Raw genomic sequence first — 25,511 nt, forward strand, 5'->3', positions numbered from 1 at the left:
GCGCAATCCTGAAGGAACAATGCCGATGCGGACCGCCACCGTCACCCGCACCACCGCCGAAACCGAGATCACCGTCAGCGTGAACCTCGACGGCACCGGAACCTACGACAACGCCACCGGCGTGGGGTTCTTCGACCATATGCTGGACCAGTTGGCGCGCCACGCGCTGATCGACATGACCGTGCGCGCCAAGGGCGACCTGCATATCGACGATCACCACACGGTGGAGGATACCGGCATCGCGCTGGGCCAGGCGCTGGCGCAGGCGCTGGGCGACAAGCGCGGCATCCGGCGCTACGGCGAATGCGCGCTGCCGATGGACGATGCGCAGGTGCGCTGCGCGCTCGACCTGTCGGGCCGGCCCTACTTTGTCTGCAACCTCGCCCTGCCCACGCCCAAGATCGGCACCTTCGATACCGAACTGGTGCGCGAATTCTTCCAGGCGCTGGCGACGCATGGCGGCATCACCCTGCACCTCGACCAGGTGCACGGGTTCAACAGCCACCACATTGCCGAAGCCGCGTTCAAGGCGGTGGCGCGCGCGCTGCGCATGGCGGTCGAACCCGATCCGCGCCGCGCCGACGCGATCCCCTCGACCAAGGGCGCGCTGTGAGCCTGACGGTCCTTGTCGATTACGACAGCGGCAACCTGCACTCGGCGCAAAAGGCGTTCGAGCGGATGGCCGCCGAAACCGGCGCGGGGAGCGTGCTGGTCTCGTCCCGCCCCGAGGACGTGGCCCGCGCCACCCGCGTGGTGCTGCCCGGCGACGGTGCCTTTCCCGCCTGCCGTACCGCCCTGCATGCCGTGCCGGGGCTGGCCGAGGCGATTGTCGAGGCCGTCACGGTGCGCGCCGTACCGTTCCTGGGCATTTGCGTCGGCATGCAGATGCTGGCCACCACGGGCCATGAATTCACGCCCACGCCCGGCTTTGGCTGGATCCCCGGCGACATCCGCCGCATCACGCCCGCCGACCCCGCGCTGAAGGTGCCGCATATGGGCTGGAACGATCTGGTCATCGACCATCCGCACGCGGTTCTGGAGGGCCTTGAGACCGGCGATCACGCCTATTTCGTGCATTCCTACGCCATGACGGTGGACAACTCCGCCCACCGTCTGGCCCATGCCGACTATGCCGGGCCCGTCACGGCCATCGTGGGCCGCGACAACATCCTCGGCACCCAGTTTCACCCCGAGAAAAGCCAGGCGACCGGCCTGCGCCTGATCGCCAACTTCCTGCGCTGGCGGCCCTAGTTCACCCGCGTCCAGGTTCCGCCATCACGGCAGATGAAGAAGACGCAGCCCGAGACGGACAACGTGTTGCCTTCCAGGTGCAGCTTGGAATCGTAGGTCTTGTTGCGGTCGGGCGCCCAGATCTTGCCGTTTCCATAGTTGCCGTTGCCTTGGGCCACCATGTTCCAGATGATCTGTTTGCCGATATTGTCCGAGGCCATCGGCTTGCCATCCGGGCCGAAGGATTGCGTCAGCACACCGCAAAACTTGTCGCCGCAGGGCGCCACCTGAATATAGCCGAAATTGCCATTGTCATCGGGCTTGGTCTGCCAGGTTCCTTCCAGCGGATCGGCAAAAGCTGCACCCGCCATCGCAACCAGCGTCAGCCCCGCAAACACGATCTTCTTCATTGCAATCTCCTCCCTGAGATGGTCCCCAATCTGCGCGCACGACCCCGTCACGATCAAGCATGACGTGACGGCGCGCCATTTGCATCCGCGCCCGGCCCGTGCAAAACCGGCCCAGCACCGGACAGGAAAGCCAAGATGATCCTCTACCCCGCCATCGACCTCAAGGACGGCCAAGCCGTGCGCCTGCTGCGCGGCGAGATGGAGGCCGCAACCGTGTTCAACGACGATCCGGCCGCACAGGCGTGCAGCTTTGTCGCGGCGGGCTGCCAGTGGCTGCACCTTGTCGATCTCAACGGCGCCTTCGCGGGCCACCCCGTCAATGCCGCAGCGGTCGAGGCGATCCTCGCCGCCTGCCCCGGCACGCCCGCGCAGCTGGGCGGCGGCATCCGCGACATGGCCACGATCGAGGGCTGGCTGGCCAAGGGGCTGACCCGCGTCATCCTCGGCACCGTCGCAGTGGAAGATCCCGACCTCGTGCGCGAGGCGGCCATGGCCTTTCCCGGGCAGGTGGCCGTGGGCATCGACGCGCGCGACGGCAAGGTCGCCACGCGCGGCTGGGCCGAGGAAACCAGCCTTGGCGTCACCGACCTTGCCCGCCGGTTCGAGGATGCGGGCGTCGCCGCGCTGATCTACACCGACATCGGCCGCGACGGGGCGATGGGCGGGCCCAACATCGCCGCCACCGCGGCGCTGGCCCGCGCGGTCGCCATCCCGGTCATCGCCTCGGGCGGCGTCGCCTCGCTGGACGACCTGACGGCGCTGCGCGACACCGGCGTCATCGCCGGGGCGATCTCGGGCCGGGCGCTTTACGATGGCGCCATCGACCTGGCCCAGGCGCTGGAGGCGCTGGGCTGAGGCCGCCCCTTCCCCCGTCGCCGCGCAGCCGCTAAGGGAAAGGCCAAGGAGCGCGCCACCATGCTCAAGACCCGGATCATTCCCTGCCTCGACGTGGCCGATGGCCGCGTCGTCAAGGGTGTCAACTTCGTCGATCTGATCGACGCGGGCGATCCGGTCGAGGCGGCGCGCGCCTATGATGCTGCCGGCGCGGACGAGCTGTGCTTTCTCGACATCCACGCCACGCATGAAAACCGCGGCACGATGTATGACCTTGCCACCCGCACGGCCGAGCAATGCTTCATGCCGCTGACGATCGGCGGCGGGGTGCGCACGCCGGAGGACGTACGCGCGCTGCTATTGGCCGGCGCCGACAAGGTCAGCTTCAACTCCGCCGCCGTGGCCGACCCGGACGTGATCGCGCGCGCCGCTGACCGCTTTGGCAGCCAGTGCATCGTCTGCGCGATTGACGCGAAAACCGTGGCCCCCGGCCGGTGGGAGATTTTCACCCATGGCGGCCGGCGGGCGACAGGCATCGACGCGGTAGAGTTTGCCCGGCTGGTGGCCGAAAAGGGCGCGGGCGAGATCCTGCTGACGTCGATGGACCGCGACGGCACCAAGGCGGGCTTCAACCTTGGCCTGACGCGCGCGGTGGCCGACGCCGTCGACATCCCCGTCATCGCGAGCGGCGGCGTCGGCACGCTCGACCACCTCGTCGAGGGCGTGACAGAGGGGCATGCCAGCGCCGTGCTCGCCGCCTCGATCTTTCACTTCGGCACGTTTTCCATTCCCCAGGCCAAGGCCCACATGGCCGCCGCCGGCATCCCCGTGAGGCTGACATGAGCATCAATGCCCTCGCCGCCACCATCGCGGCCCGCAAAACCGCCGACCCCGCCAGCAGCTGGACCGCCGCGCTGCTGGCCAAGGGCCCCGAGAAATGCGCCGAGAAATTCGGGGAAGAGGCGGTGGAGGCAATCATCGAGGCGGTCAAGGGCGACCGCGCCCGCCTGACCGCCGAGGCGGCCGACGTGATCTATCATTTGCTGGTGATGTGCGCCGCCCGCGATGTCACGCTGGCCGAGATCGAGGCGGAACTGGCCCGTCGTGATGGAACGTCTGGGCTAGCCGAGAAAGCCGCGCGGACCCCCTGATCGCTTCATCTTGGCCCGAAATACCTCGGGGGGCGCGCAAAGCCGCGCGGGGGCAGCGCCCCCTCTACGGTCTCAGCCGATCAAACGCGGATACTCGATGGCCGGGCAGCGGTCCTGCACCACGGTAACGCCTCGCGCGCGCGCTATTTCAGCACCCTCTTTGCTGACCACGCCCAGTTGCATCCAGACAGTGCGCAGCCCGGGCCAGCGCGCCAGCGCGGCCGTTACCACGCCGGGCACAGCATCGGACGCGCGGAAGATGTCCACCATATCAACTTCTTGGGGCACTTCGGCAACACTGGCATATACCGCCTCGCCCAGCAGATCTTGCCCTGCCAGACCGGGGTTCACAGGGATCACGCGATACCCTTTCGATTGCAGGAACCGCATCACACCGTGACTGGGCCGGGCGGGGTTGGCCGATGCGCCGACAAGGGCGATCAGCCGGGTTTCAGTCAGGATATCGCGGATCGCGGCGTCATCGGGATTCTGCATCCTTGCCCTTCTGCGGATAAAAAAGCGCCCGGGGGTTAGCCGGGCGCAAGGTGTGGAACGAGGGACAGTGAACCGAGGACGCGCAGGTTCCAACGCGCGCCCTCACGTGACAATTTAGACACTCGCCTTGAGAAAAGAAGAGGGTGTGACAGATTCGTGATTGATCTGCTTTCGCCGGCAAAAAGCCGCTCGGTCGAAAACCTCCTCATCCTCCGCATCACCCTGGCCTACCCCCGTGCGGCATAAAGCGCGACCGCCGCCGCATTCGAGACGTTGAGCGAGCCGAATCCCCCCGCGGCCGGGATCCGGACCAGAGCGTCGCACGTGTCGCGCGACCGTTCGCGCAGCCCCGGCCCCTCGGCCCCCATGACCAGCGCAACGGGCCGGTTGCGGCGGCCCTCCAGCGCCTGCTCGATCGTCTGTTCCGCCTCACCGTCGAGGCCCAGCACGACAAATCCCATCGCCTTGAGCTCTTCCATCGTGTCGGCAAGGTTGCGCACCCGGACGTAAGGTTGCCGTTCCAATGCCCCGCTGGCGGTCTTGGCCAGCGCCCCGGTTTCGGGCGCGGAATGGCGCTGCACGCCAACCACCGCACGGGCACCGAACACCTCGGCGGAGCGCAGGATCGCGCCAACGTTATGCGGGTCGGTCACACGGTCAAGCAGCACGATCCGCGGCGGCATCGGACCCGGACCAAGCGCGATATCCTCGATCTTGCCCCAGTCCAGCGGCTTGACCTCCAGCGCCGCTCCCTGATGGACAGAGCCGGGGTCAAGCGGCACCGGGAACTTGCGCGCATCCGCGATCTCGGGCGTCATGCCGCTGGCGGCCACCGCATCGGCCAGCTTGTCGGCGGCGTTTTGTGTCAGCACCAGCCGCAGCCGCGTGCGGCGCGGGTTCATCAGCGCGTCGCGCACCGCGTGCAGCCCGAAAAGCCACAGCGTTTCGGCCGCCGCCGCGCGCCGGGCCTGTTCCTTTTCGATGACCCATTTGGGCTTCTGCATCGGGCCGATCTCCTTGTCATCCGCCCCCTTGATGGGCCGTGCCGCGGTCAAGCGCAAGCCGCGGCGCACCGGCCGCCCCGGGCGGGGATTTTCCTGTTGACGCCTTCTGACCCCCCGAGTATCCAGCGCCACGTCTCGCGCCCCCCTCGGGCCGGCGCGCAGGATGGGCGACGAGCTGCAAGGTGCGGCAGCGGACTGTAACTCCGCCGGGGAGACCCACGCCTGGTTCGATTCCAGGGTCGCCCACCACTGCCCCGCAAATGAGTGTCGTCTGACCGCGAGGGACTTCAATGGGCCCGACTGTCACCGCTACCCCCGCTACCGGCACGCCCGATCGTGGTGCCACAATTGCCTACGCGCTGATTGCACTGCTGGGCTGCGCGCTGTGGCTGGTCTCGACGCGCTATCCCGGGCACATGCCGGTCATCGGGCCCTACGAATTTTCATGGCCGATCTATCTTTGCGTGACACTGTCAGGCCTCTGGTTTCAGCGCGGCCTTGGGCGGCTGGCCCCGGCCTCACGGCCCGGATGGCTGCGGCAGGTGGCGTTCTGGGCGGGTCTCGCAGTGATCTGGATCGCCACGCAGACCGGGTTCGAATACCTCGCGCAGCGGATGTTCTTCATCAACCGCATCCAGCATGTCGGCATGCACCATGTCGGCCCGCTGCTGCTGGCCGTCAGCGCCGGCGGCCCGGCGATCATGGCCGGCGCGCCGGCGTGGCTGGTCAGGATTGTCGCAGCGCGTCCGGTAGCGGCCGCTTACCGCGTGCTGCAACAGCCCGTTCTGGCCGCGGTCCTTTTCGTGGGCCTGTTCTGGTTCTGGCTGATCCCGCCGGTGCATTTTCAGGCCATGCTGGACCCGCGGCTTTACGCGCTGATGAACGCCTCGATGATCGTCGACGGCATCCTGTTCTGGGCGCTGGTGCTTGATACCCGGCCCGCGCCGCCCGCGCGCGTGCGGTTCGGCTATCGCGCGGCGCTGGCTGTGGCGGTGATGTTCCCGCAGATGATCCTTGGCGCGCTGATCACCTTCGCCACGACCGATCTCTTTCCCTACTACGCCTATTGCGGGCGCTATTTTGCCTCGGTCAGCGCGGTGGCCGACCAGCAGATCGGCGGCATCGTGATCTGGATCCCTCCCGCGATGATGAGCGTGATCGCCCTGCTGGCCGTGCTGGGCAACATGCGCCGCGCGGGGGCCGACCTTTAGGCCATCGCGGCGATGCGGCGCACGTCGCCCGCGGCGCCGTCGATATCGGCCGTGGCGTCGGCGAATTCCGTCCAGATCACCCGCGCCTTGCCCTGCCCGTCGAAGACATAAACGGTCTTGCCATGTGACACCGCGTAATCCGTCGCGCCCGGCGCGTGCGGCGCTACCTTGTAGGTCACGCGGTAGCGCCGGGTGACATCGGCCAACTGGTCGGGCGTGCCGATCAGCCCCGTCGCGCGGGGCGTGAAGGCCGCGACGAACTGCGACAGGGCCGCGGGCGTGTCGCGGTCGGGGTCCACGGTCACGAAAAGAACGGACAGCTTCGCGGCATCGCCGCCCAGCTTGTCGGTCAGCGCGACCATGTTGGCCAACGTCAGCGGGCAGATGTCGGGGCAATAGGTATAGCCGAAGAATAGCGCCACGACCTGCCCGCGAAAATCGTCCTGGGTCAGGCCCTTGCCGTCACGCGCGCGGCTGAGGGAAAAGCGCAGGTCGGGCAGCGCGCCCGACACGTCGGTGCCGTACCAGTCCTGCGGCTTGCAGCCCGCAAGCGCCAGCGCGCCACCGCCCAGCAGCGCCAGCGCGGCCCGGCGGCTGGGCCCCTCAGACATGGCCGTAGGCGACCAGCACCGCCACCCCGACCGCGCCCGCGAGAAAGACCAGCGCCACGCCCACCAGCACCAGCGCCAGAGTACGGTTCGAGGCGCGGGTATCGGCGCGCATCTCGGTCGCGGTGCGGGGGGCCGCCTCGGCGGTGGTGTCGGTCTCGGTCATCTCAGGGCTCTCCGGGTGTTGGGTTCAGCCGCCGGGGCCGCGCGCGGTGGCGGCCAGCACCGGCACCTCGACATCCAGCGTGCCGCCGCCCGCGAAAAGCAGCGTCAGCGGAAAGCTGGTGCCTTCCTTCAGCGGCTGGGCAAGGTTCATCAGCATGACGTGGATGCCCCCCGGCGCGATCTGCAGCGTGGCGCCCGGCGCAATCACCAAATCACCCGCGGGGCTCATCGAGGTGGTGCCGCTGGCGTCGGTCTCGGTCTTGTGGATCATCGCCATGGCGGCGGCGGGCGTGCGTGCGCCGGTCAGCGTGACAGGCTCGGTCCCGGTATTCTTCAGCACCATGTAGGCGGCCGCGGGGCGTCCCGCGATCAGGCTGGCGCGCGCCCAGGGCGCCTCGACCGTCAGGTCGGCGACACCGGCCTTGGCCAGCGCCGGCACAAGCAGCGAAAGGGAAACAAGCAACAGGGCAAACAGGCGTTTCATGGCAGCCTTCACGGGGTTGGTTCGATCGGGGCGGACCGAATACCCGCAGGCGCGCAGTGTCAACCGGCAGATTGTCGCGCGGGTCAGGCCGGGCGATGGGCAGGCGCGGCGCGGCGGGCGGGCGCGGGGCGGTCCGGCGGCGATCCGGGTAGCGCACCCGCCCGGCGCAAGCGCAGCGCGTTCGAAACCACCAGCACGCTCGATGCCGCCATCGCCCCCGCGGCCAGCGCGGGGCTGAGCATCAGGCCGAAGGCCGGGAACAGCGCACCCGCCGCGACCGGGATCAGCACCACGTTGTAGCCGAAGGCCCAGCCGAGGTTCTGGCGGATGTTGCGCATCGTCGCGCGGCTGACGGCGGCGGCGCGCGCCACGCCGCGCAGGTCGCCCGCCATCAGCACCACGTCGGCGCTGTCGATGGCGATGTCCGTGCCGGTGCCGATGGCCAGCCCCACGTCGGCCGCGGCCAGCGCCGGGGCGTCGTTGATGCCATCGCCCACGAAGGCCACCGCGCCGAACTCGTCCTGAAGGGCCTTCAGCGCCGCGACCTTGCCCTCGGGCAGCACGTCGGAGACGACCCGGTCGATGCCCAGCCGCGCGGCCACGGCCTCGGCCGGGGCGTGGCCGTCGCCGGTGATCATCGCCACCTTCAGCCCCAGCGCGTGCAGCGCGGCGATGGCCTCGGGCGTGGTGGACCGGATGCGATCGGCGACGCTGGCCACCGCCACCGCCTGCCCTTCGACCGCGATGAAGAGGGGCGACTGGCCCTGCGCCTCGATCTCGGCCGCGGCGGCGGCAAGGCTGTCGGTGGCGATGCCCTCCTGCGCCATCAGCCGCGCCGCGCCGACCAGCACCTTCTGCCCCTCGACCTCGGCGGCGACGCCGAAACCGGGGCGCGCGGCAAAGCCCGTGGCGGCAGGCAGGGCGATGTCCCGCGCCGCGGCCGCGCGCACCAGCGCCTGGGCGACGGGATGTTCCGAGGCGGCCTCGGCCGCGGCGGCAAGCCGCAGCGCGCGGCCCTCGTCCTGCCCCGGCGCAGGCGTCAGCCGGGCCAGTTCGGGGCGCCCCTCGGTCAGCGTGCCGGTCTTGTCGAGCGCGACGGCGCGCACGCCCGCCAGCGCCTGCAAGGCATCGCCCTTGCGAAAGAGAACGCCCAGTTCCGCCGCGCGGCCCGTGCCCACCATGATCGAGGTGGGCGTGGCCAGCCCCATCGCGCAGGGGCAGGCGATGATCAAGACCGAGACACCGGCCACCAGCGCGTGGCCCAGCACCGGCGAGGGCCCGAAGACCAGCCAGGCCAGCACCGTTGCGGCAGCGGCCGCCAGCACGGCCGGCACGAACCACGCCGTCACGCGGTCCACCGCGCTCTGGATCGGCAGTTTCGCGCCCTGCGCCTGTTCGACCATCGCGATGATACGCGCCAGCATCGTGTCGGCCCCCACCGCCGTTGCGGTAAAGACCAGCGTGCCGGTGCCGTTGATCGTGCCGCCCACGACCGCCGCGCCCGGCGCCTTCTCGACCGGGACCGGCTCGCCCGAGATCATGCTTTCGTCGATATAGCTTGCGCCCTCGTCGACCGTGCCGTCGACGGCCACCGTCTCGCCGGGGCGGACCTGCACCTGTTCGCCGGCGCGGATCTCGGCCACGGGCACCTCGACGAAGGCGCCATTGCGGCGCACCCGCGCGGTCTTTGGCCGCAGGTTGACCAGCCGGGCGATGGCGGCGCCCGTGCGCCCCTTCGCCCGCGCCTCGAGCGTCTTGCCCAGCAGGATCAGCGTGACGATCACGCCCGCGGCCTCGTAATAGACGGCGACGGCGCCGGGCGGCAGCAGGCCGGGCGCGAAAGTGGCCACGGTGGAATAGCCCCAGGCGGCGGAGGTGCCCAGCGCGACCAGCGCGTTCATGTCCGGCGCGCCCTTTAAGAGCCCCGGAAAGCCCTTGCGCAGGAATTGCCGTCCCGGCCAGGCCAGAACGGTGGTGATCAGCACGAATTGCAGGACCCAGAACGCCTGCTGCCCCACCGCACCGACGATCGCGTGGTGCAGCGGCGGAAAGAGGTGCCCGCCCATCTCGGCCAGGAAAACCGGCAGCGTCAGCGCGGCGGCGATGAGCGTCAGCCGGCCTTGCCGCGCGGCCTCGGCGGCCTTGCGGTCGCCCGTGGTCTCGGCCGTGGCGGCATGGCGGCGGGTGGGATAGCCGGCCGCCTCGGCCGCGGCGATAGCGCGTTCGACCGCCGCCTCGCCCCCCAGCACGTCAAGGTCGGCCCGTTCCGAGGCAAGGCTGACATGGGCCGACAGCACGCCCGGCACCGCGGCCAGCGCCCGTTCGACCCGGCCGACGCAAGAGGCGCAGGTCATTTCGGAGATGTCGAGCGTGACGTGGCGCGGCGGCGCGGGATAACCGGCCTCATTCAGCGCGGCGACGGCGCGGGGCAAGGCTCCGGGTTCGGCGGCGATGCTGGCCGTCTCATTGGCAAGATTGACGCTGACATCGCTGACACCGGGCACAGCGGCCAGCGTCCGCTCGACCCGACGCACGCAGGAGGCGCAGGTCATCCCGTCGATTTCGAAGGTCAGCCGGTCTGCGGCACTCATCACGGTCTCCATCGGATCATCGGCCCCATCGCATCCCGCTGCGCGTCAAAGGTCAAGCCATGCCGCGATGCCGCCATGGGCGGTGTTAGAAACGATATAGGGTTTTTGAGATGTTTTTCGAGCCCACCCCTTGACCTTCCCCGGGACAGGGCCCTTCTCTAGCCATGATTTCAAGGAGACCCGAGATGACCACGTTCGTCGTTCCCGACATGAGCTGCGGCCACTGCAAGGCGGCGGTGGAAAAGGCGGTTGCAAAGCTCGATGCGCAGGCCCGCGTTACCGTCGATCTGGACACCAAGATTGTAGAGGTCGAGGGCACGCCGACGCCCGAAGCGGTGGTGGCGGCGCTGGATGCCGAAGGTTACCCGGCCAGCGTCCGCGCCTGACGCGCGGCGATGAAAACCCTCTGCGTGATCCAGCACACCGAGGCGGAATACCTCGGCCTGATCGAGGATCACCTTGAATCGCGCAACATCCGCTTTGCCTACAAGCGGCCCTTCACCGAGGGCGGCACGCTGCCCACCTCGCCCGATGGCTTTGACGGGCTGGTCCTCTTGGGTGGCGGGCCCTACGGCGTGGTCAGCGGCGACCTGCTGCCCTCGCTCAGCCACGAATTGCGGCTGACGCGCGCCTTTCTTGCCGCCGGGCTGCCGGTGATTGGGCTGGAACTGGGCGCGGTGCTGCTGGCCGTAGCCGCGGGCGGCGGCGCGGCAGAGGCGCCGTTGCGCTTTGCCGTGACCGAGGCCGTCGCGCGCGCCCCCGGCCTGCTGGAGGGGCACCTGCCCGACCGTTTCCCGCTGGGCTGCTACCTGCGCGACGCGCCGGTCCTGCCTGCGGCGGCCGAGGTGCTGGCCGCCGACGCGGACGGCACGCCCCTTCTCTTTTCCATCGGCAACAGCCTTGGGTGCCTGGGTCATCCGGGGATGAAGCGCGGCATGATCGAAGACCTGATCATGGAATTCGTCGACACGCCCGACGACACCGCCGAAACCCTTGCTGCGCTGGGCCGCGCGCAGGGCGAGATTGCAGAGGCGCTAAGCCGTCTGATGGTCGGCCTCGTGGCCCATGCCCGCCTGATGTAACGGGCCTGTCGCGATCTTCTGACAGCGGCCTGTCAGGAAATCGTTGCACATTAGAATATTGGCATATACAGTTTTAAGGACTCAGCAGGTGGACCTTGGGAGGGGCACGTGGCAAGCAAGCTTATCATCGTGATGGTCAACACGGATCCGCGAAACGGCGAGGAACTGGGTGCGCCCTTTTTTCAGGCCACCGTTGCCGCGGCGATGGATTACGAAGTTGATGTGATCTGCACCGCGACTGCGGGCCAGTTGATGAAGAAGGGCGTTGCCGAAAAGCTTTTCGTCAAGCCCGGCTCGCCCAAATCGGTCTACGACTTCATCAAGGACGCGCATGAGGCGGGAGCAAAGTTCTACTGCTGCTCGCCCAACCTCGACCTCTTTGACATGACCGCAGACGACCTGATCCCCGAATGCTCGGGCATCGTGGGCGGGGCCAAGGTGATCGAGGACATCATGGAAAACGATGACGCGAAGGTGCTGACCTACTGACAACAGGGGCATCCTTGGGAGGGGATCCGTGACCGCACATGCCAAGATTGCGCCACCGCCGATCAGCGATCCGATCTCGGACAAGCCGGTGGTGCCTTACGAAAAGCTCGAAGAAATCTTCGACGACATCCGCAACCACGCGGTCTACGACAGCGAGATCCACGGTTGCCTGAACTGCGGCATCTGCACCGCCACCTGCCCCAGCGCGCATTACTACGACTATTCCCCGCGCGAGATCGTCCAGCTTCTGTGGACCGAGAACCTCGAAGGCATCTACGACGCGATGCAGGAAAAGATCTGGGCCTGCGCCCAGTGCTATACCTGCGCCGCGCGCTGCCCGTTCGAAAACTCACCCGGTGGTCTGGTGATGATCATGCGCGAGGTTGCCATCAAGCACGAGATGGAAAGCGCCAAGGAGGTGCTGCGCCCGTTCAGCCGCGTGCTGCTGAAGGTTGTCTCGACCGGCAACCAGCTGGCGCCCAACATGATCACCAAGGAGGCGTTCCCCGACTGGGGGCCGAATGTCAGCCGCATCGATGCGCCGCTGATGATCCTGCGCAAGGCCATTCCGATGCCGACGATGCACACGCTGGACACCGCGTGGGTGGTGAACCTCAAGACCTCGGTCGAGCTTTACACGATCTGGGAGGCCACCGGGGTTCTCAAGCAGCTTGAAACCGTCGACCCCAACCTCTTCGACGTCGTCAGCGACGTGATGGAGGAAAAGCGGGACGAGTGGGAAGAGTGGCTGGAAGAGCAGGAAGACGAGGACGACGAGGACTGATCGCGCGCCCCTGCCCCGGCGGGCGGCGCGGCGTTTTGGAGGAGTGACCCGACATGGCAGACAAGACCGAACCCGAGACCCGGCGCGGCGCCTTTGGCGGCTTTGGCGCCGAATGGCAGCCCAGCCGGCTGAACCCCGACGAGGCGCGCCGCGCGACCGACTGGGTCGAGGCCAAGATCGACAAGCGCGCCCTGCTGACCGGCAAGGACCGCAAGGAAGACGTCCGCGACATCATGTGGCAGCTGGAGAAAGAGGGGGAAATCAAGGTCCACCGCATCTCTGATGTCCATGAGCCGGTGATGGCCAAGACCCTTTACGGCTGGGACAAGAAGATCCCCACCAACAACCTGTGGCACCACAAGTCTTGCGGCCAGTGCGGCAACATCCCCGGCTACCCTTCCTCGGTGCTGTGGCTGATGAACAAGATGGACATCAGCTATCTCGACGAGACCGACCAGACATCCTGCACCGCGTGGAACTACCACGGATCGGGCATCGGCAACGTCGTGTCACTGGCCGCCGTGTTCCTGCGCAACTTCCACCAGGCCTATGTCAGCGCGAAATCGCAGGGCCTGCCCGAGGGGACGTATTACCCGCTGGTCCATTGCGGCACGTCCTTCGGCAACTACAAGGAAATGCGCCATTTCCTGATGCATTCGGCCGAGCTGCGCGAGGAGGTCAAGACGATCCTTGGCAAGCTGGGCCGGCTGGTCGATGGCAAGCTGCTGATCCCCGAGGAAATCGTGCACTACTCGGAATGGCTGCACGTCATGCGCCACCGCATCGCCGAGCGCCAGACGATCGACGTCAGCCACATCCGCACCACCGTCCACCCGGCCTGCCACGTCTACAAGATGGTACCGGAGGACGTGATCTACGACGACACGGTGATGGACGGCAACCGCGTGGCCGTGACCACGGGCCTCTTGCAGACGCTGGGTACGCAGGTCATCGACTATTCGACATGGTACGATTGCTGCGGTTTCGGCTTCCGCCACATCATCGGCGAGCGGGAATTTACCCGGTCCTTCGCGATCGACCGCAAGATCAAGGTCGCGGTGGAAGAGGCGCGGTCGGACGTGATGATCGGGCATGATACCGGCTGCATCACCACGCTCGACAAGAACCAGTGGATCGGCAAGGCAGTGGGCAAGGTTTACGCCCTGCCGGTGATGGCCGATTGCCAGTTCGCCGCGCTGACGCTGGGCGCGCACCCCTACAAGCTGGCGCAGCTGCACTGGCACGCCTCGCCCTTCGAGACGCTGCTCGAGAAGATGGGCATCGATTGGGAAAAGGCCAAGGCCGAGTTCGAGGGCTACCTCGACGAGGTCAAGGCCGGGCGGATCGAGACCCTTTACGATCCCAAGCGCGCGATCACCTCGGGCCCCGGCTACGTGAAACCCAAAGCCCTTGCAGGAGCCGACAAGTGACGAAACCCGTTCTGATCGTCGGCGGTGGCCCCGCCGGCCTGTCCGCCGCCCATGCCCTTGCTTCTGCCGGTCGCAATGTCGTGCTGGTGGAAAAGGAAGACCGCCTTGGCGGCGCGCCGATCCTGTCGGGCTATGCCCGGCTGGTGCCCAGCCATGAATGGGCCAAGGATGCCATCGGCGGCATGGTCGCCCGGGTCGACAACCACCCACTGGTGGACGTGCGCCTGAATGCACAGGTGCAAAGCTTCGACGGCCAGCCCGGCGCGTTTGTCGCCACGCTGAAGGACGGCACGAGTGTCGAGGCGGAAACCGCGATCCTGACCACTGGCTTCACCCATTTCGACAGCCTCAACAAACCCGAGTGGGGCTTTGGCACCTACCCCGACGTTGTGACCACCGTGCAGGTGGAACAGATGATCTCGTCGGGCGCGGGCATCCGCTGCCCCTCGGACGGGCGGGTGCCTGACCGGGTGGCGATCCTGCTTTGCGTGGGCAGCCGCGACCGGCAGATCGGGCGCGAATGGTGTTCCAAGATCTGCTGCACGGTCAGCGCCAACATCGCGATGGAAATCCGCGAGATGTCGCCCAAGACGAACGTCTACATCTACTACATGGATATCCGCACCTTCGGTCTTTACGAGGGCGAGTACTACTGGAAGAGCCAGGAAGAGGCGAAGGTCAAGTACATCAAGGCGCGGATTGCCGAGGTGACCTCTGACGGCAAGCGCCTGCTGGTCAAGGGCGAGGATACGCTGGTCAAGCGGCCGATCTCGATCCCCTTCGACATGGTCGTGCATGCCATCGGGATGGACCCGAACGTGGACAACATGACGATCTCGTCGGTCTTCGGGGTGGAGCTGAACAAGTACCAGTACATCGCCAAGCCCTCGACCTATGCACACCTCGCCGAAACCTCGCGCCCGGGCGTGTTCGTGGCGGGTGCCGCGACCGGCCCCGAGACCATCGACGATTCCATCGCGCAGGGGCAGGCGGCGGCGATGGCTGCGCTGAACTACGGCAGCGCGCTGGTTGGCAAGGCGGCCGAGTGATGTTTGGCCTGTCGCGCAAGCCGGAGGTTCCACAGGCCCCCACCGGGCCGGTGCTGGACCTGTCCGGCCCGCGGCTGCGCCGCGCGTTCGAGCATCTGACCGAAAGCGCCGAACCCACCGGCGGCGTCGAACGCTACGTCACCGCCCTGTCGCTCAAGGCCAGCCTCTTCGAAGAGGTGCTGGGCAAGGGCCGGGTGGCCGAAATGTCGGAGCCCGAGTTCCTCGATCTTTGCGCCTTCGTCACCCCCGCCCGGCGGCGGGTAGGCGGCTGGCTGGCCGAGAACGGCTTTGCCGCGATGCGCGCGCGGCTGTCGCTGCTCTTGAAGGGCTGGTCCGACACCGGTACGGTCGATGCGCGGCTGGCCGAATTCGTGGGCTCCTTCCCCGCCGACAAGGCACATCGCTGGACCCGCGACCTTGCCGCCGAGGTGCTGCATTTCACCGCGCCCGACCGCTACCCGCTGATGACGCGCTGGATCTGGGACGCCCGCGTCGGCACCGGCGTGCTGCGCGAGATCTGGTTTGCCGATGACGTCGATGCCGCCAAGATCGACGTGGCCGACGATTTCGCCGCCTTCCGCACGCTGGCCGACGAGATCGAGGGCTTTTTGCGCGACAACGGCGTGTTCCGCGACCTGCCCTTCTATGCCGACCTGCTGATGAGCCATGTCTATTCGGCCTACATCAACGATCGCGGCGGCCAATACCTGCGCTCGGACTTCCAGACCCACGGCGACCCGATGACCCATACCCGCCGGATGCTGGGCCTCGATGCCGTCGATACCGAAACCGGCCGCACCCGGCTCAAGCTGATCGACGGATCGGCGCATGTGCTGGGCGCCGTTCCTGCCCTTCCCAGTCAAGAGGCGCCCGATGCCCATTCATGAAAAGACGCTGATCCGCCCCGAGAACCTCGTCACGCACGAGCATCTCGAGATCGACGGCGTGGACGTTTCGGGCCACTGGTCGACGTTCATCGAGAGCCGCGCCGTCACCGACTACAACGAGAACCTGCAGGAAGAGATTTCCGCGCTGGCGGGTGGCGAGAACATCCACCGCTGCTGGCAATGCGGGTCCTGCACCAATGCCTGCACGGTCAACGCGATCAACCCCGACTTCAACCCGCGCTACTGGATCTACCTGATCCGGATGGGGATGGAGGAGGAACTGCTGCGCGACAAGGACATCATCTGGCAGTGTGTCAGCTGCAACAAGTGCACCTATGCCTGCCCGCGCGACGTGGTGCCCGAAGGCGTGATGAAGGCCACCGCGCATTGGCTGGAACTGAAGGGTCACACGCCCGAAAGCCCCTCCACCATCTTCGATGACGGCTTCTCGCAGCAGGTGTTCGACACCGGCAAGATCGAGGACAGCCGGGTCATGCGCGGCTTCTTCAAGGGCACGGGCCAGTCGCTGACCCAACCGTGGCTGGTGGCGATGGTCACCGGGCTGATCAAGCGGTTCCCGCTGTTCTACCTCATCCGCATGGGCTGGCAGACTGTGTTCCGCCCGAAAACCCGCGGCTGGGGCCGCGCCAGCCGCGCCATTCACGAATATGTCGAGGAAGTCGAAGCCGCCAACCGTGCCGCTTTGGGCCTTGATGCCAAGGGAGCGAAGTGATGCCGAAGGACCTCAAGGACCCCAGCCTCAAGAAGGTGGCCTATTACCCCGGCTGCGCGCTGGAGGGCACGGGGCACGCCTACAACAAGTCGACCAAGGCGGTGGGCAAGGAACTGGGCCTCGACCTCGTCGAATTGAAGAACTGGAACTGCTGCGGCGCGATGGAGGTCAAGAACATCGACCCCAATATCCAGACCTACCTTTCGGCACGCAATCTTAGCATTGCCGAGGACATGGGGTTCGACACCGTGATGGCGCCCTGCAACGGCTGCTATCACAACCTGAAAAAGGCCGAATACGACCTGGCCAATGACGAGGGCTCGAAAGAGGTCAACGCGCGGCTGTCGGGCAAGGCTGGCCATGCCACCTACGCGCCAGGCAAGGTCGAGACGATCCATTCGCTCGACTGGATCAAGCGCGCCATCGGCGAAGAGGAGTTGTCCAAGCGCGTCAAGAACTCGCTCAAGGGCCTGAAAATCGCCAACTACTACGGCTGCATGTATTCCCGCCCGCGCCACATCTTCCCCGAAAAGGACAAGGGCGAGGGTTCGGAAAGCACGTCAAAGCCGCATTTCATGGACGATCTGCTTGCCGCTGCCGGGGCCGAGAACGTGGATTATCCTCTGAAGACAGCGTGTTGCGGCGGCGCGCATACGCTGTCGGACAGCGATACCTCGACCAAGCTGGTGCTGAACCTGCTGACCACCGCCGAGGCCTGCGGCGCTGACGTGATCGCGACGGAATGTCCGACCTGCCATACCGGACTTGAGATGCATCAAATACGGGCCGAGAAGGTTCTTGGTAGAAAGACCAATGTGAAGATCCTCTATTTCACGCAGCTCCTCGGCATGGCGCTGGGACTTTCGGCGGGCAAGGTGGGCGTGAACGAGAACTTCTCCGACAGCCGCGCGCTGTTGAAGGAAAAGGGGTTGGGATGACGCGAACGCCGCTCAGCATCGACGCCGTGGAGGAGAGGGCGCAGGCGATCGTCGCCGCGCCCGACGCCGCCTTGCGCGCCGCGCCACTGCAGACTGCGGCCGAAATGCTGGCGATGGGCGAAGACGTGCTGGAGGCATGGCTGGCCGCCAAGGGGCTGGAGCCGACCGACCGCAAGGTCGAGGGCTTTCGCCTGTTGGGCCTGCACCGACAGGCCGCCAAGGGCGATCCCAGCTTCAACGCCTGCCGCGAGACCTGCCGCGAACTGGTCTGGCATCACAACCTTGTCGCCGCCGATCCTGCCGGGCCCGACACGCCGCGCACCCTGCGTATGGGCGCGATGGTGCTGACCCATCTGGCCCTCTTCATCGGCGGCAAGCTGCAGACCGCCGGCCTTGGCGAATTCTGCTGTTCCTCGCGCCCGCTGCGCGCGGCCGAGCCTTCCCGAAATGAACCAGTGTTGGAGACCTGAGATGCCTGTTGTGCGTGGTTGCGACCTTCCCGATGACCTGCTTTACGACGTGCCCAACAATCTGTGGTATCGCGACCTTGGCGATGGCACCTACGAATGCGGGATGACGATGATCGCCACCGGCATGGCGGGCCAGCTTGTCGCCTTCACCGCCAAGAAACCGGGCAAGACGATCGCCGCCGGCAAATCGGTGGCCACGATCGAATCTGGCAAATGGGTCGGCCCCGCCAAGATCGCCTTCGAGGCCGAGATCACCGAGGCCAACGACGCGCTCAGCGCCGACCCGAAGCTGGCCAACTCCGACCCCTACCACGCGGGCTGGATGGTCAAGCTGAAGCCGACCGACCCCGGCGCGGTCAAGGACCTGACCCCCGGCACGGCCGTGGCCGGCCCCTACGAGGCCAAGATGGCCGCCGACGATTTCGCAGGCTGCGCAGCCTGAGCCATGCGCTAACCGCCGGGCATCCGGCAAGGAGGACCATATGGGTTCCGAGAACAACGCCAAGTCGATGTCGATCATCGTCACCAAGGGCACGCTCGACTGGGCCTATCCGCCCTTCATCCTGGCCACCACCGCCGCAGCGATGGGCCTTGATGTGACAATGTTCTTCACCTTCTACGGGCTGACGCTGCTGAAGAAGGACCTCAACCTCAAGGTCAACCCGCTGGGCAACGCGGCGATGGAAATGCCGGTCGGCGGCGGGCACATGGCGATGCCCAACATCCTGGCCGCAATGCCGGGCGCCACCGCGCTGACCACGGCGATGTTGAAGAACATGACCAAGAAGAAGGGTGTCGCCTCGATCGAGGAACTGCGCGAACTGGCCGTCGAATCCGACATCAACATGATCGCCTGCCAGATGACGATGGACCTCTTCGAGTACAAGCGCGACGACATGATCGACGGGCTGACCATCGGCGGCGCGGCAAGCTGGGTGGAAGTGGCCACCAAGAGCGACATCAACCTTTATATCTGACAAGGGAATAACGACATGGCCGACCAACTGCTCGATGCCAAGGGCCTGAACTGCCCGCTGCCCATCCTCAAGGCCAAGAAGGCGCTCAAGGACATGGCGACCGGCGCCACCCTCGAAATCCACGCGACCGATCCCGGCTCGGTGGCCGATTTTCAGGCTTTCTGCCGCACGACGGGCAATGAGCTTGTCAGCCACGAGGTGGCCGACAAGATCTACAAGTTCGTGATCAAGCACACCGCCTGAGCGGGCTCGCCCCGCGCCCGGCCGCCTTTGCCTTCCAAGTATCCTCGGGGGGTGAAGGCGCGGCACGCGCCGGGGGGGGCAGACAGCCCCCCTGCCCCGCCATCCGGGAGGCCCGCCGCGCCCTGTCTCAGCGCGGGGCCGCGTCGGCCTCGGCGAACATCTCGTCGTAAAGCGCCCAGGCATCGGCGGCTTGCGCGGCGGTCATGGTCTGCAGGGCCTGCCCGCCATGAACCATCAGGTAATCGCCCGGCACGATCCGCTCATGCTGCAACAGGAAGAGGCTGACCACGCGCTCGGCCCCGCGCGCCGCGCAGCGGGCGCGCATTCCGTCGATCGAGACAACCTGCATCGGCACGGCAAGGCACATGGCGGTCCTTTCACTTGGCCCGCAAGGCTGGCGGCGATCCGCACGGCCCCGCCTTGATTCAGATCAATTCAGATATGAGGATGTCTGCTAGTGTTTCCGTCAAGACCTGTGGGCGCGTAACTGCCCCGGGCGTGTCGGGAGGGTGCGATGATGCTGTCGGGAGACATGGCCGCAACGCTGGCTCCGGACGCTTTGATCCTTGGGATCGGCAACACACTTTTGCAGGATGATGGCATTGGCGTTCACCTTGCCCGCGCGCTGGAGGCTGCGCCGGGCGGGCTGCGCCTGCGCGTGGTCGATGGCGGCACCGTCGGCCTCAGCCTGCTCAACGAGATCGAAACCGCGCTGCCGCTGGTCGCACTTGACGCGATGGAGATGGAGGCACCTCCGGGCACCGTTTGCCTTTTCACTGGCGCGGCGATGGACCGCCAGTTGCTGGGGCGCAAGACGACAGCGCACGAGGTGGCACTAGCCGACCTGATGCAGGCCGCGTCCTTTGCGGGGCGCCTGCCCACGCGGCGTGCGCTGCTGGCAGTGCAACCGGCACAAACGACCTGGGGCCTTGCCCCGACGGCCGACGTTGCCGCGGCGATGCCGCAGGCGCTGCAACTGGTTCTGGACAAGGTCAGGGAGTGGCGCGATGGCGCATGACGCAGGCACCGGGGCCGCCCTGACAGGCATGGTCGACAGCCTGATGCAGGAAGTGGCCCGCGCGCTGACGGCGCTGGCCGAAACCGGCACCCGCGCCGCGATCGACCTGCGCAGCCTGCCGCTGACACCGGCCGACCGGGACCAGCTCGCCGCCCGTCTGGGTCGGGGCGAGGTGGCCGCGACGCTCGACGTCGGCGGGCGCACCGAGGTCTGGGAAACCGCCTATGCCGGCGTGTGGTGGCAGCGGCACCTTGGCGCGGGCGACCACGTGGCGGGCGAGACGCTGGAAATCACCCCCCTGCCCGACATCCTGCAAAGCCACGCGGATGACATCGCCGCCGCCGCGCTGCGGCTGGCGCGCGACCTGCACGACACGAAGGAGACCGCCGATGCCTGACACCGGACAAGACCGGCCCACCCTCGGCGACAGCCTTGCCGCGCGAGGCATTTCGCGCCGGTCGCTGCTGAAATACGCAGGCTACCTCGCCGGCCTGATGGCGCTGCCGCCGATGGCCTCGCGCGCGATGGCCGAGGCGCTGGCGGGCGCGGGGCGCCAATCGGTCATCTGGTTGTCGTTCCAGGAATGCACGGGCTGCGTGGAATCGCTGACGCGCTCGTTCAGCCCGACGATCGAGGACATGATCTTCAACCTGATCTCGCTCGACTATTCCGAAACCCTGATGGCTGCTTCCGGCACCGCCGCCGAAGAGGCGCGGCTGGCCGCGATGGAGGCCAACAAGGGCAAGTTCATCCTTGTCGTCGATGGCTCGGTCTCGACCCGCGACGACGGGATCTATTCGACCAATGCCGGCAAGACCAACCTTGCCGTCCTGAAGGAAACCGCGGCCGAGGCGGCGGCGGTGATCTCGGTCGGCACCTGCGCGGCCTTCGGCGGCATCCCGGCGGCCAGGCCCAACCCGACCGGCGCTGTGCCTGTCTCCGAGATCGTGACCGACAAGCCGGTCGTCAACATATCGGGCTGCCCGCCGATCCCCGACGCCATCGCCGGGACCATCGCCTATTTCATCACCTTCGGGAAATTGCCCGAGCTAGACCACCTGAACCGGCCACGGGCCTTCTTCGGCGACAGCATCCACGACCGCTGCTATCGCCGCCCCTATTACGACAAGGGCCTTTTCGCGAAATCCTTCGATGACGAGGGCGCGCGCAATGGCTGGTGCCTTTACGAGGTCGGCTGCAAGGGGCCGGTCACCTACAATGCCTGCGCCACGCTGAAATGGAACGGCGGCGTCAGCTTCCCCATCCAGTCGGGCCATGGCTGCCTTGGCTGTTCCGAACCGGGGTTCTGGGACCAGGGCGGGTTCTACAAACCGCTATCGGCCTCGGTCATGGGCAACAACGCGGTCTTGGGCGGGGCGGCCGCTGCGGGCCTTGTCGCGGGGGCGGCCAGCGTGGCGATGGCCCGCCGCCGCCGCGCCGCCGCCATGGCCGCGGCCAGCAAACCGGGAGAGACGAAATGACCGTGATGGGGATGAGCCTTCTCGATTTCGCGCGAGGGCCCGCGATCAACACCGCGATGGCGGTCTTCGTGCTGGGGGTTCTGTGGCGCCTCGTCTCGCTGCTGGGCCTGCCCCGCAGCGTGGACCGGTCGCGCCCGAAGGCCGGCGTGCCCTCGGCACCGATGGCGGCCCTTGCCGGCATCTGGCGGCACATGGGCACGCCGCGCGGCTTCGGCCCGATGTCGATGTTCCAGGTATTCAACGGCTGGATCTTCCACGTGGGCCTGGCCGTCATCGTCTTCGGTTTTGCCCAGCACATGCTGTTCCTGAAGGGCCTTTTCGGGCTGTCCTGGCCAGTGCTGCCCACCAGCGTGATCACGCTGGCGGCCTATGTCACGCTGGCCTCGCTGGTGGCGGCGCTGGTGCGGCGGATGACGCACCCGGTGCTACGGCTTCTTTCAACCGGGAACGATTACGTCTCGTGGCTGGTCACGGTGCTGCCCGTCGTCACCGGCCTGTTGGCCGTCAGCCACCTTGGCGCGCGCTATGAAACGCTGCTGGCGCTGCACATCCTGTCCATCGCACTGCTGCTGGTCTGGTTCCCCTTCGGCAAGCTGATGCATGCCTTCCTTGTCTTCATCACCCGCGCAGAGACCGGCATGACCTATGCCCGCCGCGGCGTGAAAACCTGAACGAAAGGCCCAAGCCATGACCGAGCGCGTCGTCGTCGACCCGATCACCCGTATCGAGGGTCACCTGCGCATCGAGGCGGAAACCGCCGCCGATGGCACCATCACCAGCGCGTTTTCCTCGGGCACGATGGTCCGCGGGATCGAGCTGATCCTCAAGGGCCGCGACCCGCGCGAGGCCTGGGCCTTTGCGCAGCGCATCTGCGGCGTCTGCACGCTGGTCCACGGCATTGCCAGCGTGCGGTCGGTGGAAAACGCGCTGAACTACCCGATCCCGCCCAACGCGCAGCTGATCCGCAACCTGATGATCGGGGCGCAATACGTGCATGACCACGTCATGCACTTCTACCACCTGCATGCGCTCGACTGGGTCGATGTCGTCTCGGCCCTGTCGGCCGATCCCGCGGCCACCTCGACGCTGGCGCAGTCGATCTCGGCATGGCCGAAATCCAGCCCCGGCTATTTCGCCGACGTGCAGAAGCGGCTGAAGACCTTCGTCGAACAGGGGCAGCTGGGCATCTTCGCGGGCGGCTACTGGGGCCACCCGGAATACAAGCTGCCGGCCGAGGCGAACCTGATGGCGGTGGCCCATTACCTCGAGGCGCTCGACTGGCAGCGCAACGTCGTGCAGATCCATACCATCTTTGGCGGCAAGAACCCGCATCCGAACTTCGCCGTGGGTGGCGCGCCCTCGCCCATCAGCAACGACGGCGGTGGGGTGTCGGCCACCGCGCTCAACGTCACCGGCCTGCAAGAGATAAAGGCCGTCATCGACCGGATGAAGACCTTCGTCGAACAGGTCTACCTGCCTGACACGCTGGCCATCGCGTCTTTCTACAAGGACTGGTTCGCGCGCGGCGAGGGCATCGGCAACTTCATGACCTATGGCGATTTTCCCAGCGCCGGGATGGACGACCCGGCCAGTTGGCTGATCCCCTCGGGCGTGATCCTGAACCGCGACCTGTCCAACATCTTGCCGGTGGACATGAACGATCCCTCCGAGATTCAGGAATTCGTCAGCCACAGCTATTACGACTATGCCGCGGGCAAGGGTGCCGGCCTGCACCCCTACGCGGGCGAGACGGCCTTTGCCTATGACGGGCCCAAGCCCCCGTTCGACCAGTTGAACGTCGAGCAGGGCTATTCCTGGCTGAAATCGCCGCGCTGGAAGGGTCACGCGGTCGAGGTGGGGCCGCTGGCGCGGGTGCTGATGCTTTACGCCAAGGGCCACGCGCCGACGGTCGAACTGGCCAATTCGGCGCTGAAACAACTGGACCTGCCGCTGACGGCGATGTTCTCGACCATGGGGCGCACCGCGGCGCGCACGCTGGAATCGAAGATCGTCGTGGACCAGATGCAGGGCTGGTACGACGCGCTGGTGGCCAACATCAAGGCCGGCGACGTGGCCGTGCATTCCGAGGCGAAATGGGACCCCGCGACATGGCCCGCCAAGGCGCAGGGCGTGGGCTTCATGGAGGCACCGCGCGGCGCGCTGGGGCATTGGATTGTCATCGAGGATGGCAAGATTGCCAATTACCAGGCTGTGGTGCCCTCGACATGGAACGCCGGCCCGCGTGACGCCACGGGGCAGGCAGGGCCCTACGAGGCGGCACTGGCCGACCGTCACACCCTGCACGATCCCAAGCAGCCGCTGGAGATCCTGCGCACCATCCACAGCTTCGATCCCTGCATCGCTTGCGCCGTGCACGTCGTGAACCCGGCAGGCGAAGAGCTCATGCAGGTCAAGGTCAGCTAGGAGGCATCCCGATGAACGCGCCCGCCCCGATCGACGTGAAGGCCGCCACCCGCGCCTTCCTCGCCCAGACCGAAGAGCACATGAACGCCTATCTGGAGGCCTGCGTGCATTGCGGCCAATGCTCCGAGGCGTGCCATTTCCACAAGGCCTCGGGCGATCCGCGCCACACGCCGGCCTACAAGCTGTTTCCCATCGCCAAGGCCCAGCGCGCGCAGAAATGGCCGCTGAAATGGCTGGGCCTTGCGCCGGCCATCACCGAAAAGGACCTGGCCGAGTGGGAAGAGTTGATCTTCGACACCTGCACCATGTGCGGCCGCTGCACCGAGGTCTGCCCGATGGCGATCGACATCGCCTCGATCGTGGGTCAGGCGCGCAAGGCGTTCGTGGCGGCGGGGCTGGGGCCTGCGGACCTGTTGCAGGCGGCCGAGAACTCGCGCGATCATGGCAGCCCGCTGGGCCTGACGCCGGAAAAGCTGGTCGACCGGGTGGAGTGGCTGGCCGATGACGACGAGGTGGACATGCCGCTCGACAAGGAGCGGGCCGAGGTGCTGCTGACGGTCTCGTCCATCGAGGCGATGAAATACCCGCAATCGCTGTCGGCGATGGCGAAGATCCTCAACCATGCTGGCGTCGACTGGACGTTTTCAACGACCGGCTACGAGGCCACGAATTTCGGCTATCTCTCGGGCAAGGCCGACATCGCCAAGGTGATGATCCAGCGCATCCTCGATGCCGCCGAAAAGACCGGCGCCAAGACCGTCGTCATCCCCGAATGCGGCCATGCCTATGGCGTGCTGCGCTGGGGTGCGGCCAACATCATCGGCCGGCCCCTGCCTTTCGAGGTGCTGCACATCACCGAATACATGGCCAAGCTGAAACGCGCCGGAAAGCTGAAGCTGAAGCCCTACGACACGCCGATGACCTATCACGACCCCTGCCAGATCTCGCGCCGCGGCGGCGCGACCGAGGATGCGCGTTACCTGCTGGACGGGTTTGCCACCCATTTCACCGAGATGGCCCCGACCGGCGCGCATAACTGGTGCTGCGGCGGTGGCGGCGGCGTGCAGGCGATGAGCCGGGCCGCGCCGCTGCGCCACAAGGTGTTCCAGATCAAGATCGACCAGGTCGCGGCCACGGGAACCGATACGCTGGTCTCGGCCTGCGCCAACTGCCGGCTGACCTTCGACGAAAGCAAGACCGCCCTGCACTGGGAGGGCAAGCTGGAAAGCATCGTCGAGATCATCGCCGATCACCTTGTCGAGGACTGATCGCGCGCGCCGTCTCTCGGCCTTGACGTTCCGTCCGTCCGGCGACATTGTATGT

Annotated in this window: 33 protein-coding genes and 1 tRNA gene; 26 read left to right on the forward strand and 8 right to left on the reverse strand. The window is 66.8% G+C overall.

Annotated features, from left to right (window positions below):
• Nucleotides 1-25 precede the first annotated feature (25 nt).
• Nucleotides 26-613, forward strand: a complete 588-nt coding sequence (hisB, locus tag GC146_RS17120) for an imidazoleglycerol-phosphate dehydratase HisB (RefSeq protein WP_291841315.1) — start codon at nt 26-28, stop codon at nt 611-613.
• Nucleotides 610-1,251, forward strand: a complete 642-nt coding sequence (gene hisH / locus GC146_RS17125; protein WP_291841316.1) for an imidazole glycerol phosphate synthase subunit HisH — start codon at nt 610-612, stop codon at nt 1,249-1,251. Before hisB ends, hisH begins: the two co-directional genes overlap by 4 nt.
• On the opposite strand, the gene GC146_RS17130 is transcribed toward hisH, so the two are convergent.
• A complete protein-coding gene (locus tag GC146_RS17130) occupies nt 1,248-1,640 on the reverse strand; it encodes a DUF2147 domain-containing protein (RefSeq protein WP_291841317.1) in 393 nt (130 codons plus the stop codon). The two genes, hisH and GC146_RS17130, sit on opposite strands and share 4 nt — an antisense overlap.
• A 135-nt stretch (nt 1,641-1,775) precedes the next feature.
• On the opposite strand from GC146_RS17130, the gene hisA reads away from it, so the two are divergent.
• The 3 genes from hisA to GC146_RS17145 are packed head-to-tail and all read left to right on the forward strand — an operon-like array spanning nt 1,776 to nt 3,625.
• Nucleotides 1,776-2,495, forward strand: a complete 720-nt coding sequence (gene hisA, locus GC146_RS17135; protein WP_291841318.1) for a 1-(5-phosphoribosyl)-5-[(5-phosphoribosylamino)methylideneamino]imidazole-4-carboxamide isomerase — start codon at nt 1,776-1,778, stop codon at nt 2,493-2,495.
• 60 nt (nt 2,496-2,555) lie between these two features.
• Nucleotides 2,556-3,317, forward strand: coding sequence for an imidazole glycerol phosphate synthase subunit HisF (hisF, locus tag GC146_RS17140; protein ID WP_291841319.1), 762 nt, complete (start codon nt 2,556-2,558; stop codon nt 3,315-3,317).
• The gene (locus tag GC146_RS17145) at nt 3,314-3,625 is read left to right on the forward strand and encodes a phosphoribosyl-ATP diphosphatase (RefSeq protein WP_291841320.1); all 312 of its coding nucleotides are present in this window, start codon (nt 3,314-3,316) and stop codon (nt 3,623-3,625) included. The genes hisF and GC146_RS17145 overlap by 4 nt, the downstream gene beginning before the upstream one ends.
• Before the next feature lie 72 nt (nt 3,626-3,697).
• On the opposite strand, the gene GC146_RS17150 is transcribed toward GC146_RS17145, so the two are convergent.
• Together GC146_RS17150 and rlmB are read right to left on the reverse strand one after the other, a co-directional pair.
• Entirely contained in the window at nt 3,698-4,120 is a 423-nt protein-coding gene (locus GC146_RS17150) for a CoA-binding protein (RefSeq protein WP_291841321.1), read from the reverse strand.
• Nucleotides 4,121-4,347: 227 nt separating this feature from the next.
• Complete coding sequence (rlmB, locus tag GC146_RS17155) at nt 4,348-5,124, reverse strand: 23S rRNA (guanosine(2251)-2'-O)-methyltransferase RlmB (RefSeq protein WP_291841322.1); 777 nt, start codon at nt 5,122-5,124, stop codon at nt 4,348-4,350.
• Nucleotides 5,125-5,289: 165 nt separating this feature from the next.
• Between rlmB and GC146_RS17160 the strand changes: the two genes are divergently transcribed.
• Both GC146_RS17160 and GC146_RS17165 read left to right on the forward strand, forming a co-directional pair.
• Nucleotides 5,290-5,373: transfer RNA gene (locus tag GC146_RS17160), tRNA-Tyr, on the forward strand.
• A 41-nt stretch (nt 5,374-5,414) separates the two neighbouring features.
• Complete coding sequence (locus GC146_RS17165) at nt 5,415-6,335, forward strand: cytochrome c oxidase assembly protein (protein WP_291841323.1); 921 nt, start codon at nt 5,415-5,417, stop codon at nt 6,333-6,335.
• Here the strand turns inward: GC146_RS17165 and GC146_RS17170 are convergent.
• The 4 genes from GC146_RS17170 to GC146_RS17185 form a co-directional block, all read right to left on the reverse strand.
• A complete protein-coding gene (locus tag GC146_RS17170; protein WP_291841324.1) occupies nt 6,332-6,946 on the reverse strand; it encodes an SCO family protein in 615 nt (204 codons plus the stop codon). The two genes, GC146_RS17165 and GC146_RS17170, sit on opposite strands and share 4 nt — an antisense overlap.
• The gene (locus GC146_RS17175) at nt 6,939-7,109 is read right to left on the reverse strand and encodes a hypothetical protein (protein ID WP_291841325.1); all 171 of its coding nucleotides are present in this window, start codon (nt 7,107-7,109) and stop codon (nt 6,939-6,941) included. The genes GC146_RS17170 and GC146_RS17175 overlap by 8 nt, the downstream gene beginning before the upstream one ends.
• A 24-nt stretch (nt 7,110-7,133) precedes the next feature.
• A complete protein-coding gene (locus GC146_RS17180; protein ID WP_291841326.1) occupies nt 7,134-7,592 on the reverse strand; it encodes a copper chaperone PCu(A)C in 459 nt (152 codons plus the stop codon).
• Nucleotides 7,593-7,675: 83 nt separating this feature from the next.
• The gene (locus GC146_RS17185; protein ID WP_291841327.1) at nt 7,676-10,183 is read right to left on the reverse strand and encodes a heavy metal translocating P-type ATPase; all 2,508 of its coding nucleotides are present in this window, start codon (nt 10,181-10,183) and stop codon (nt 7,676-7,678) included.
• A gap of 185 nt (nt 10,184-10,368) precedes the next feature.
• Between GC146_RS17185 and GC146_RS17190 the strand changes: the two genes are divergently transcribed.
• From GC146_RS17190 to GC146_RS17250, 13 genes are all read left to right on the forward strand, one after another.
• Entirely contained in the window at nt 10,369-10,569 is a 201-nt protein-coding gene (locus GC146_RS17190; RefSeq protein ID WP_291841328.1) for a heavy-metal-associated domain-containing protein, read from the forward strand.
• A gap of 9 nt (nt 10,570-10,578) precedes the next feature.
• Nucleotides 10,579-11,265 (forward strand): hypothetical protein, encoded by a 687-nt coding sequence (locus GC146_RS17195; protein ID WP_291841329.1) that lies wholly within the window; start codon nt 10,579-10,581, stop codon nt 11,263-11,265.
• Between the two features lie 108 nt (nt 11,266-11,373).
• Nucleotides 11,374-11,754, forward strand: a complete 381-nt coding sequence (locus GC146_RS17200) for a DsrE/DsrF/DrsH-like family protein (protein WP_291841330.1) — start codon at nt 11,374-11,376, stop codon at nt 11,752-11,754.
• A gap of 28 nt (nt 11,755-11,782) precedes the next feature.
• Entirely contained in the window at nt 11,783-12,538 is a 756-nt protein-coding gene (locus tag GC146_RS17205; protein ID WP_291841331.1) for a 4Fe-4S dicluster domain-containing protein, read from the forward strand.
• A 53-nt stretch (nt 12,539-12,591) separates the two neighbouring features.
• Nucleotides 12,592-13,968: a heterodisulfide reductase-related iron-sulfur binding cluster gene (locus GC146_RS17210; RefSeq protein WP_291841332.1), complete on the forward strand. Its 1,377-nt coding sequence runs from the start codon at nt 12,592-12,594 to the stop codon at nt 13,966-13,968.
• Entirely contained in the window at nt 13,965-15,017 is a 1,053-nt protein-coding gene (locus tag GC146_RS17215; RefSeq protein ID WP_291841333.1) for an FAD-dependent oxidoreductase, read from the forward strand. The genes GC146_RS17210 and GC146_RS17215 overlap by 4 nt, the downstream gene beginning before the upstream one ends.
• Nucleotides 15,017-15,904: a hypothetical protein gene (locus tag GC146_RS17220; RefSeq protein WP_291841334.1), complete on the forward strand. Its 888-nt coding sequence runs from the start codon at nt 15,017-15,019 to the stop codon at nt 15,902-15,904. Before GC146_RS17215 ends, GC146_RS17220 begins: the two co-directional genes overlap by 1 nt.
• A complete protein-coding gene (locus GC146_RS17225; protein ID WP_291841335.1) occupies nt 15,891-16,637 on the forward strand; it encodes a 4Fe-4S dicluster domain-containing protein in 747 nt (248 codons plus the stop codon). The genes GC146_RS17220 and GC146_RS17225 overlap by 14 nt, the downstream gene beginning before the upstream one ends.
• Nucleotides 16,637-17,575, forward strand: coding sequence for a CoB--CoM heterodisulfide reductase iron-sulfur subunit B family protein (locus GC146_RS17230; protein WP_291841336.1), 939 nt, complete (start codon nt 16,637-16,639; stop codon nt 17,573-17,575). Before GC146_RS17225 ends, GC146_RS17230 begins: the two co-directional genes overlap by 1 nt.
• Nucleotides 17,572-18,045 carry a hypothetical protein gene (locus GC146_RS17235; protein ID WP_291841337.1) on the forward strand — a complete coding sequence of 158 codons (474 nt, stop codon included), beginning with the start codon at nt 17,572-17,574 and terminating at the stop codon, nt 18,043-18,045. Before GC146_RS17230 ends, GC146_RS17235 begins: the two co-directional genes overlap by 4 nt.
• A gap of 1 nt (nt 18,046) precedes the next feature.
• Entirely contained in the window at nt 18,047-18,487 is a 441-nt protein-coding gene (locus GC146_RS17240; RefSeq protein WP_291841338.1) for a glycine cleavage system protein H, read from the forward strand.
• Between the two features lie 40 nt (nt 18,488-18,527).
• A complete protein-coding gene (locus GC146_RS17245; protein ID WP_291841339.1) occupies nt 18,528-19,022 on the forward strand; it encodes a DsrE/DsrF/DrsH-like family protein in 495 nt (164 codons plus the stop codon).
• Between the two features lie 15 nt (nt 19,023-19,037).
• The gene (locus GC146_RS17250; protein WP_291841340.1) at nt 19,038-19,265 is read left to right on the forward strand and encodes a sulfurtransferase TusA family protein; all 228 of its coding nucleotides are present in this window, start codon (nt 19,038-19,040) and stop codon (nt 19,263-19,265) included.
• A gap of 127 nt (nt 19,266-19,392) precedes the next feature.
• Here GC146_RS17250 and GC146_RS17255 read toward each other — a convergent pair whose 3' ends face one another.
• A complete protein-coding gene (locus tag GC146_RS17255; RefSeq protein ID WP_291841341.1) occupies nt 19,393-19,632 on the reverse strand; it encodes a HypC/HybG/HupF family hydrogenase formation chaperone in 240 nt (79 codons plus the stop codon).
• 147 nt (nt 19,633-19,779) lie between these two features.
• Between GC146_RS17255 and GC146_RS17260 the strand changes: the two genes are divergently transcribed.
• From GC146_RS17260 to GC146_RS17285, 6 genes are read left to right on the forward strand one after another with little or no spacing between them, the layout of a single operon-like run.
• A complete protein-coding gene (locus GC146_RS17260; RefSeq protein ID WP_291841342.1) occupies nt 19,780-20,283 on the forward strand; it encodes a hydrogenase maturation protease in 504 nt (167 codons plus the stop codon).
• Nucleotides 20,273-20,680 carry a hydrogenase expression/formation C-terminal domain-containing protein gene (locus tag GC146_RS17265; RefSeq protein WP_291841343.1) on the forward strand — a complete coding sequence of 136 codons (408 nt, stop codon included), beginning with the start codon at nt 20,273-20,275 and terminating at the stop codon, nt 20,678-20,680. Before GC146_RS17260 ends, GC146_RS17265 begins: the two co-directional genes overlap by 11 nt.
• On the forward strand, nt 20,673-21,764 hold the full coding sequence (locus GC146_RS17270) for a hydrogenase small subunit (protein ID WP_291841344.1): 1,092 nt from the start codon (nt 20,673-20,675) through the stop codon (nt 21,762-21,764). Before GC146_RS17265 ends, GC146_RS17270 begins: the two co-directional genes overlap by 8 nt.
• Nucleotides 21,761-22,435: a nitrate reductase gene (locus GC146_RS17275; RefSeq protein WP_291841345.1), complete on the forward strand. Its 675-nt coding sequence runs from the start codon at nt 21,761-21,763 to the stop codon at nt 22,433-22,435. Before GC146_RS17270 ends, GC146_RS17275 begins: the two co-directional genes overlap by 4 nt.
• A 16-nt stretch (nt 22,436-22,451) precedes the next feature.
• On the forward strand, nt 22,452-24,188 hold the full coding sequence (locus GC146_RS17280) for a nickel-dependent hydrogenase large subunit (RefSeq protein ID WP_291841346.1): 1,737 nt from the start codon (nt 22,452-22,454) through the stop codon (nt 24,186-24,188).
• A gap of 11 nt (nt 24,189-24,199) precedes the next feature.
• On the forward strand, nt 24,200-25,456 hold the full coding sequence (locus GC146_RS17285; protein ID WP_291841347.1) for a (Fe-S)-binding protein: 1,257 nt from the start codon (nt 24,200-24,202) through the stop codon (nt 25,454-25,456).
• Nucleotides 25,457-25,511: the final 55 nt, after the last annotated feature.

Origin of the sequence: Limimaricola sp., assembly GCF_016125575.1 — a bacterium.
Lineage (GTDB): Bacteria > Pseudomonadota > Alphaproteobacteria > Rhodobacterales > Rhodobacteraceae > WGLM01.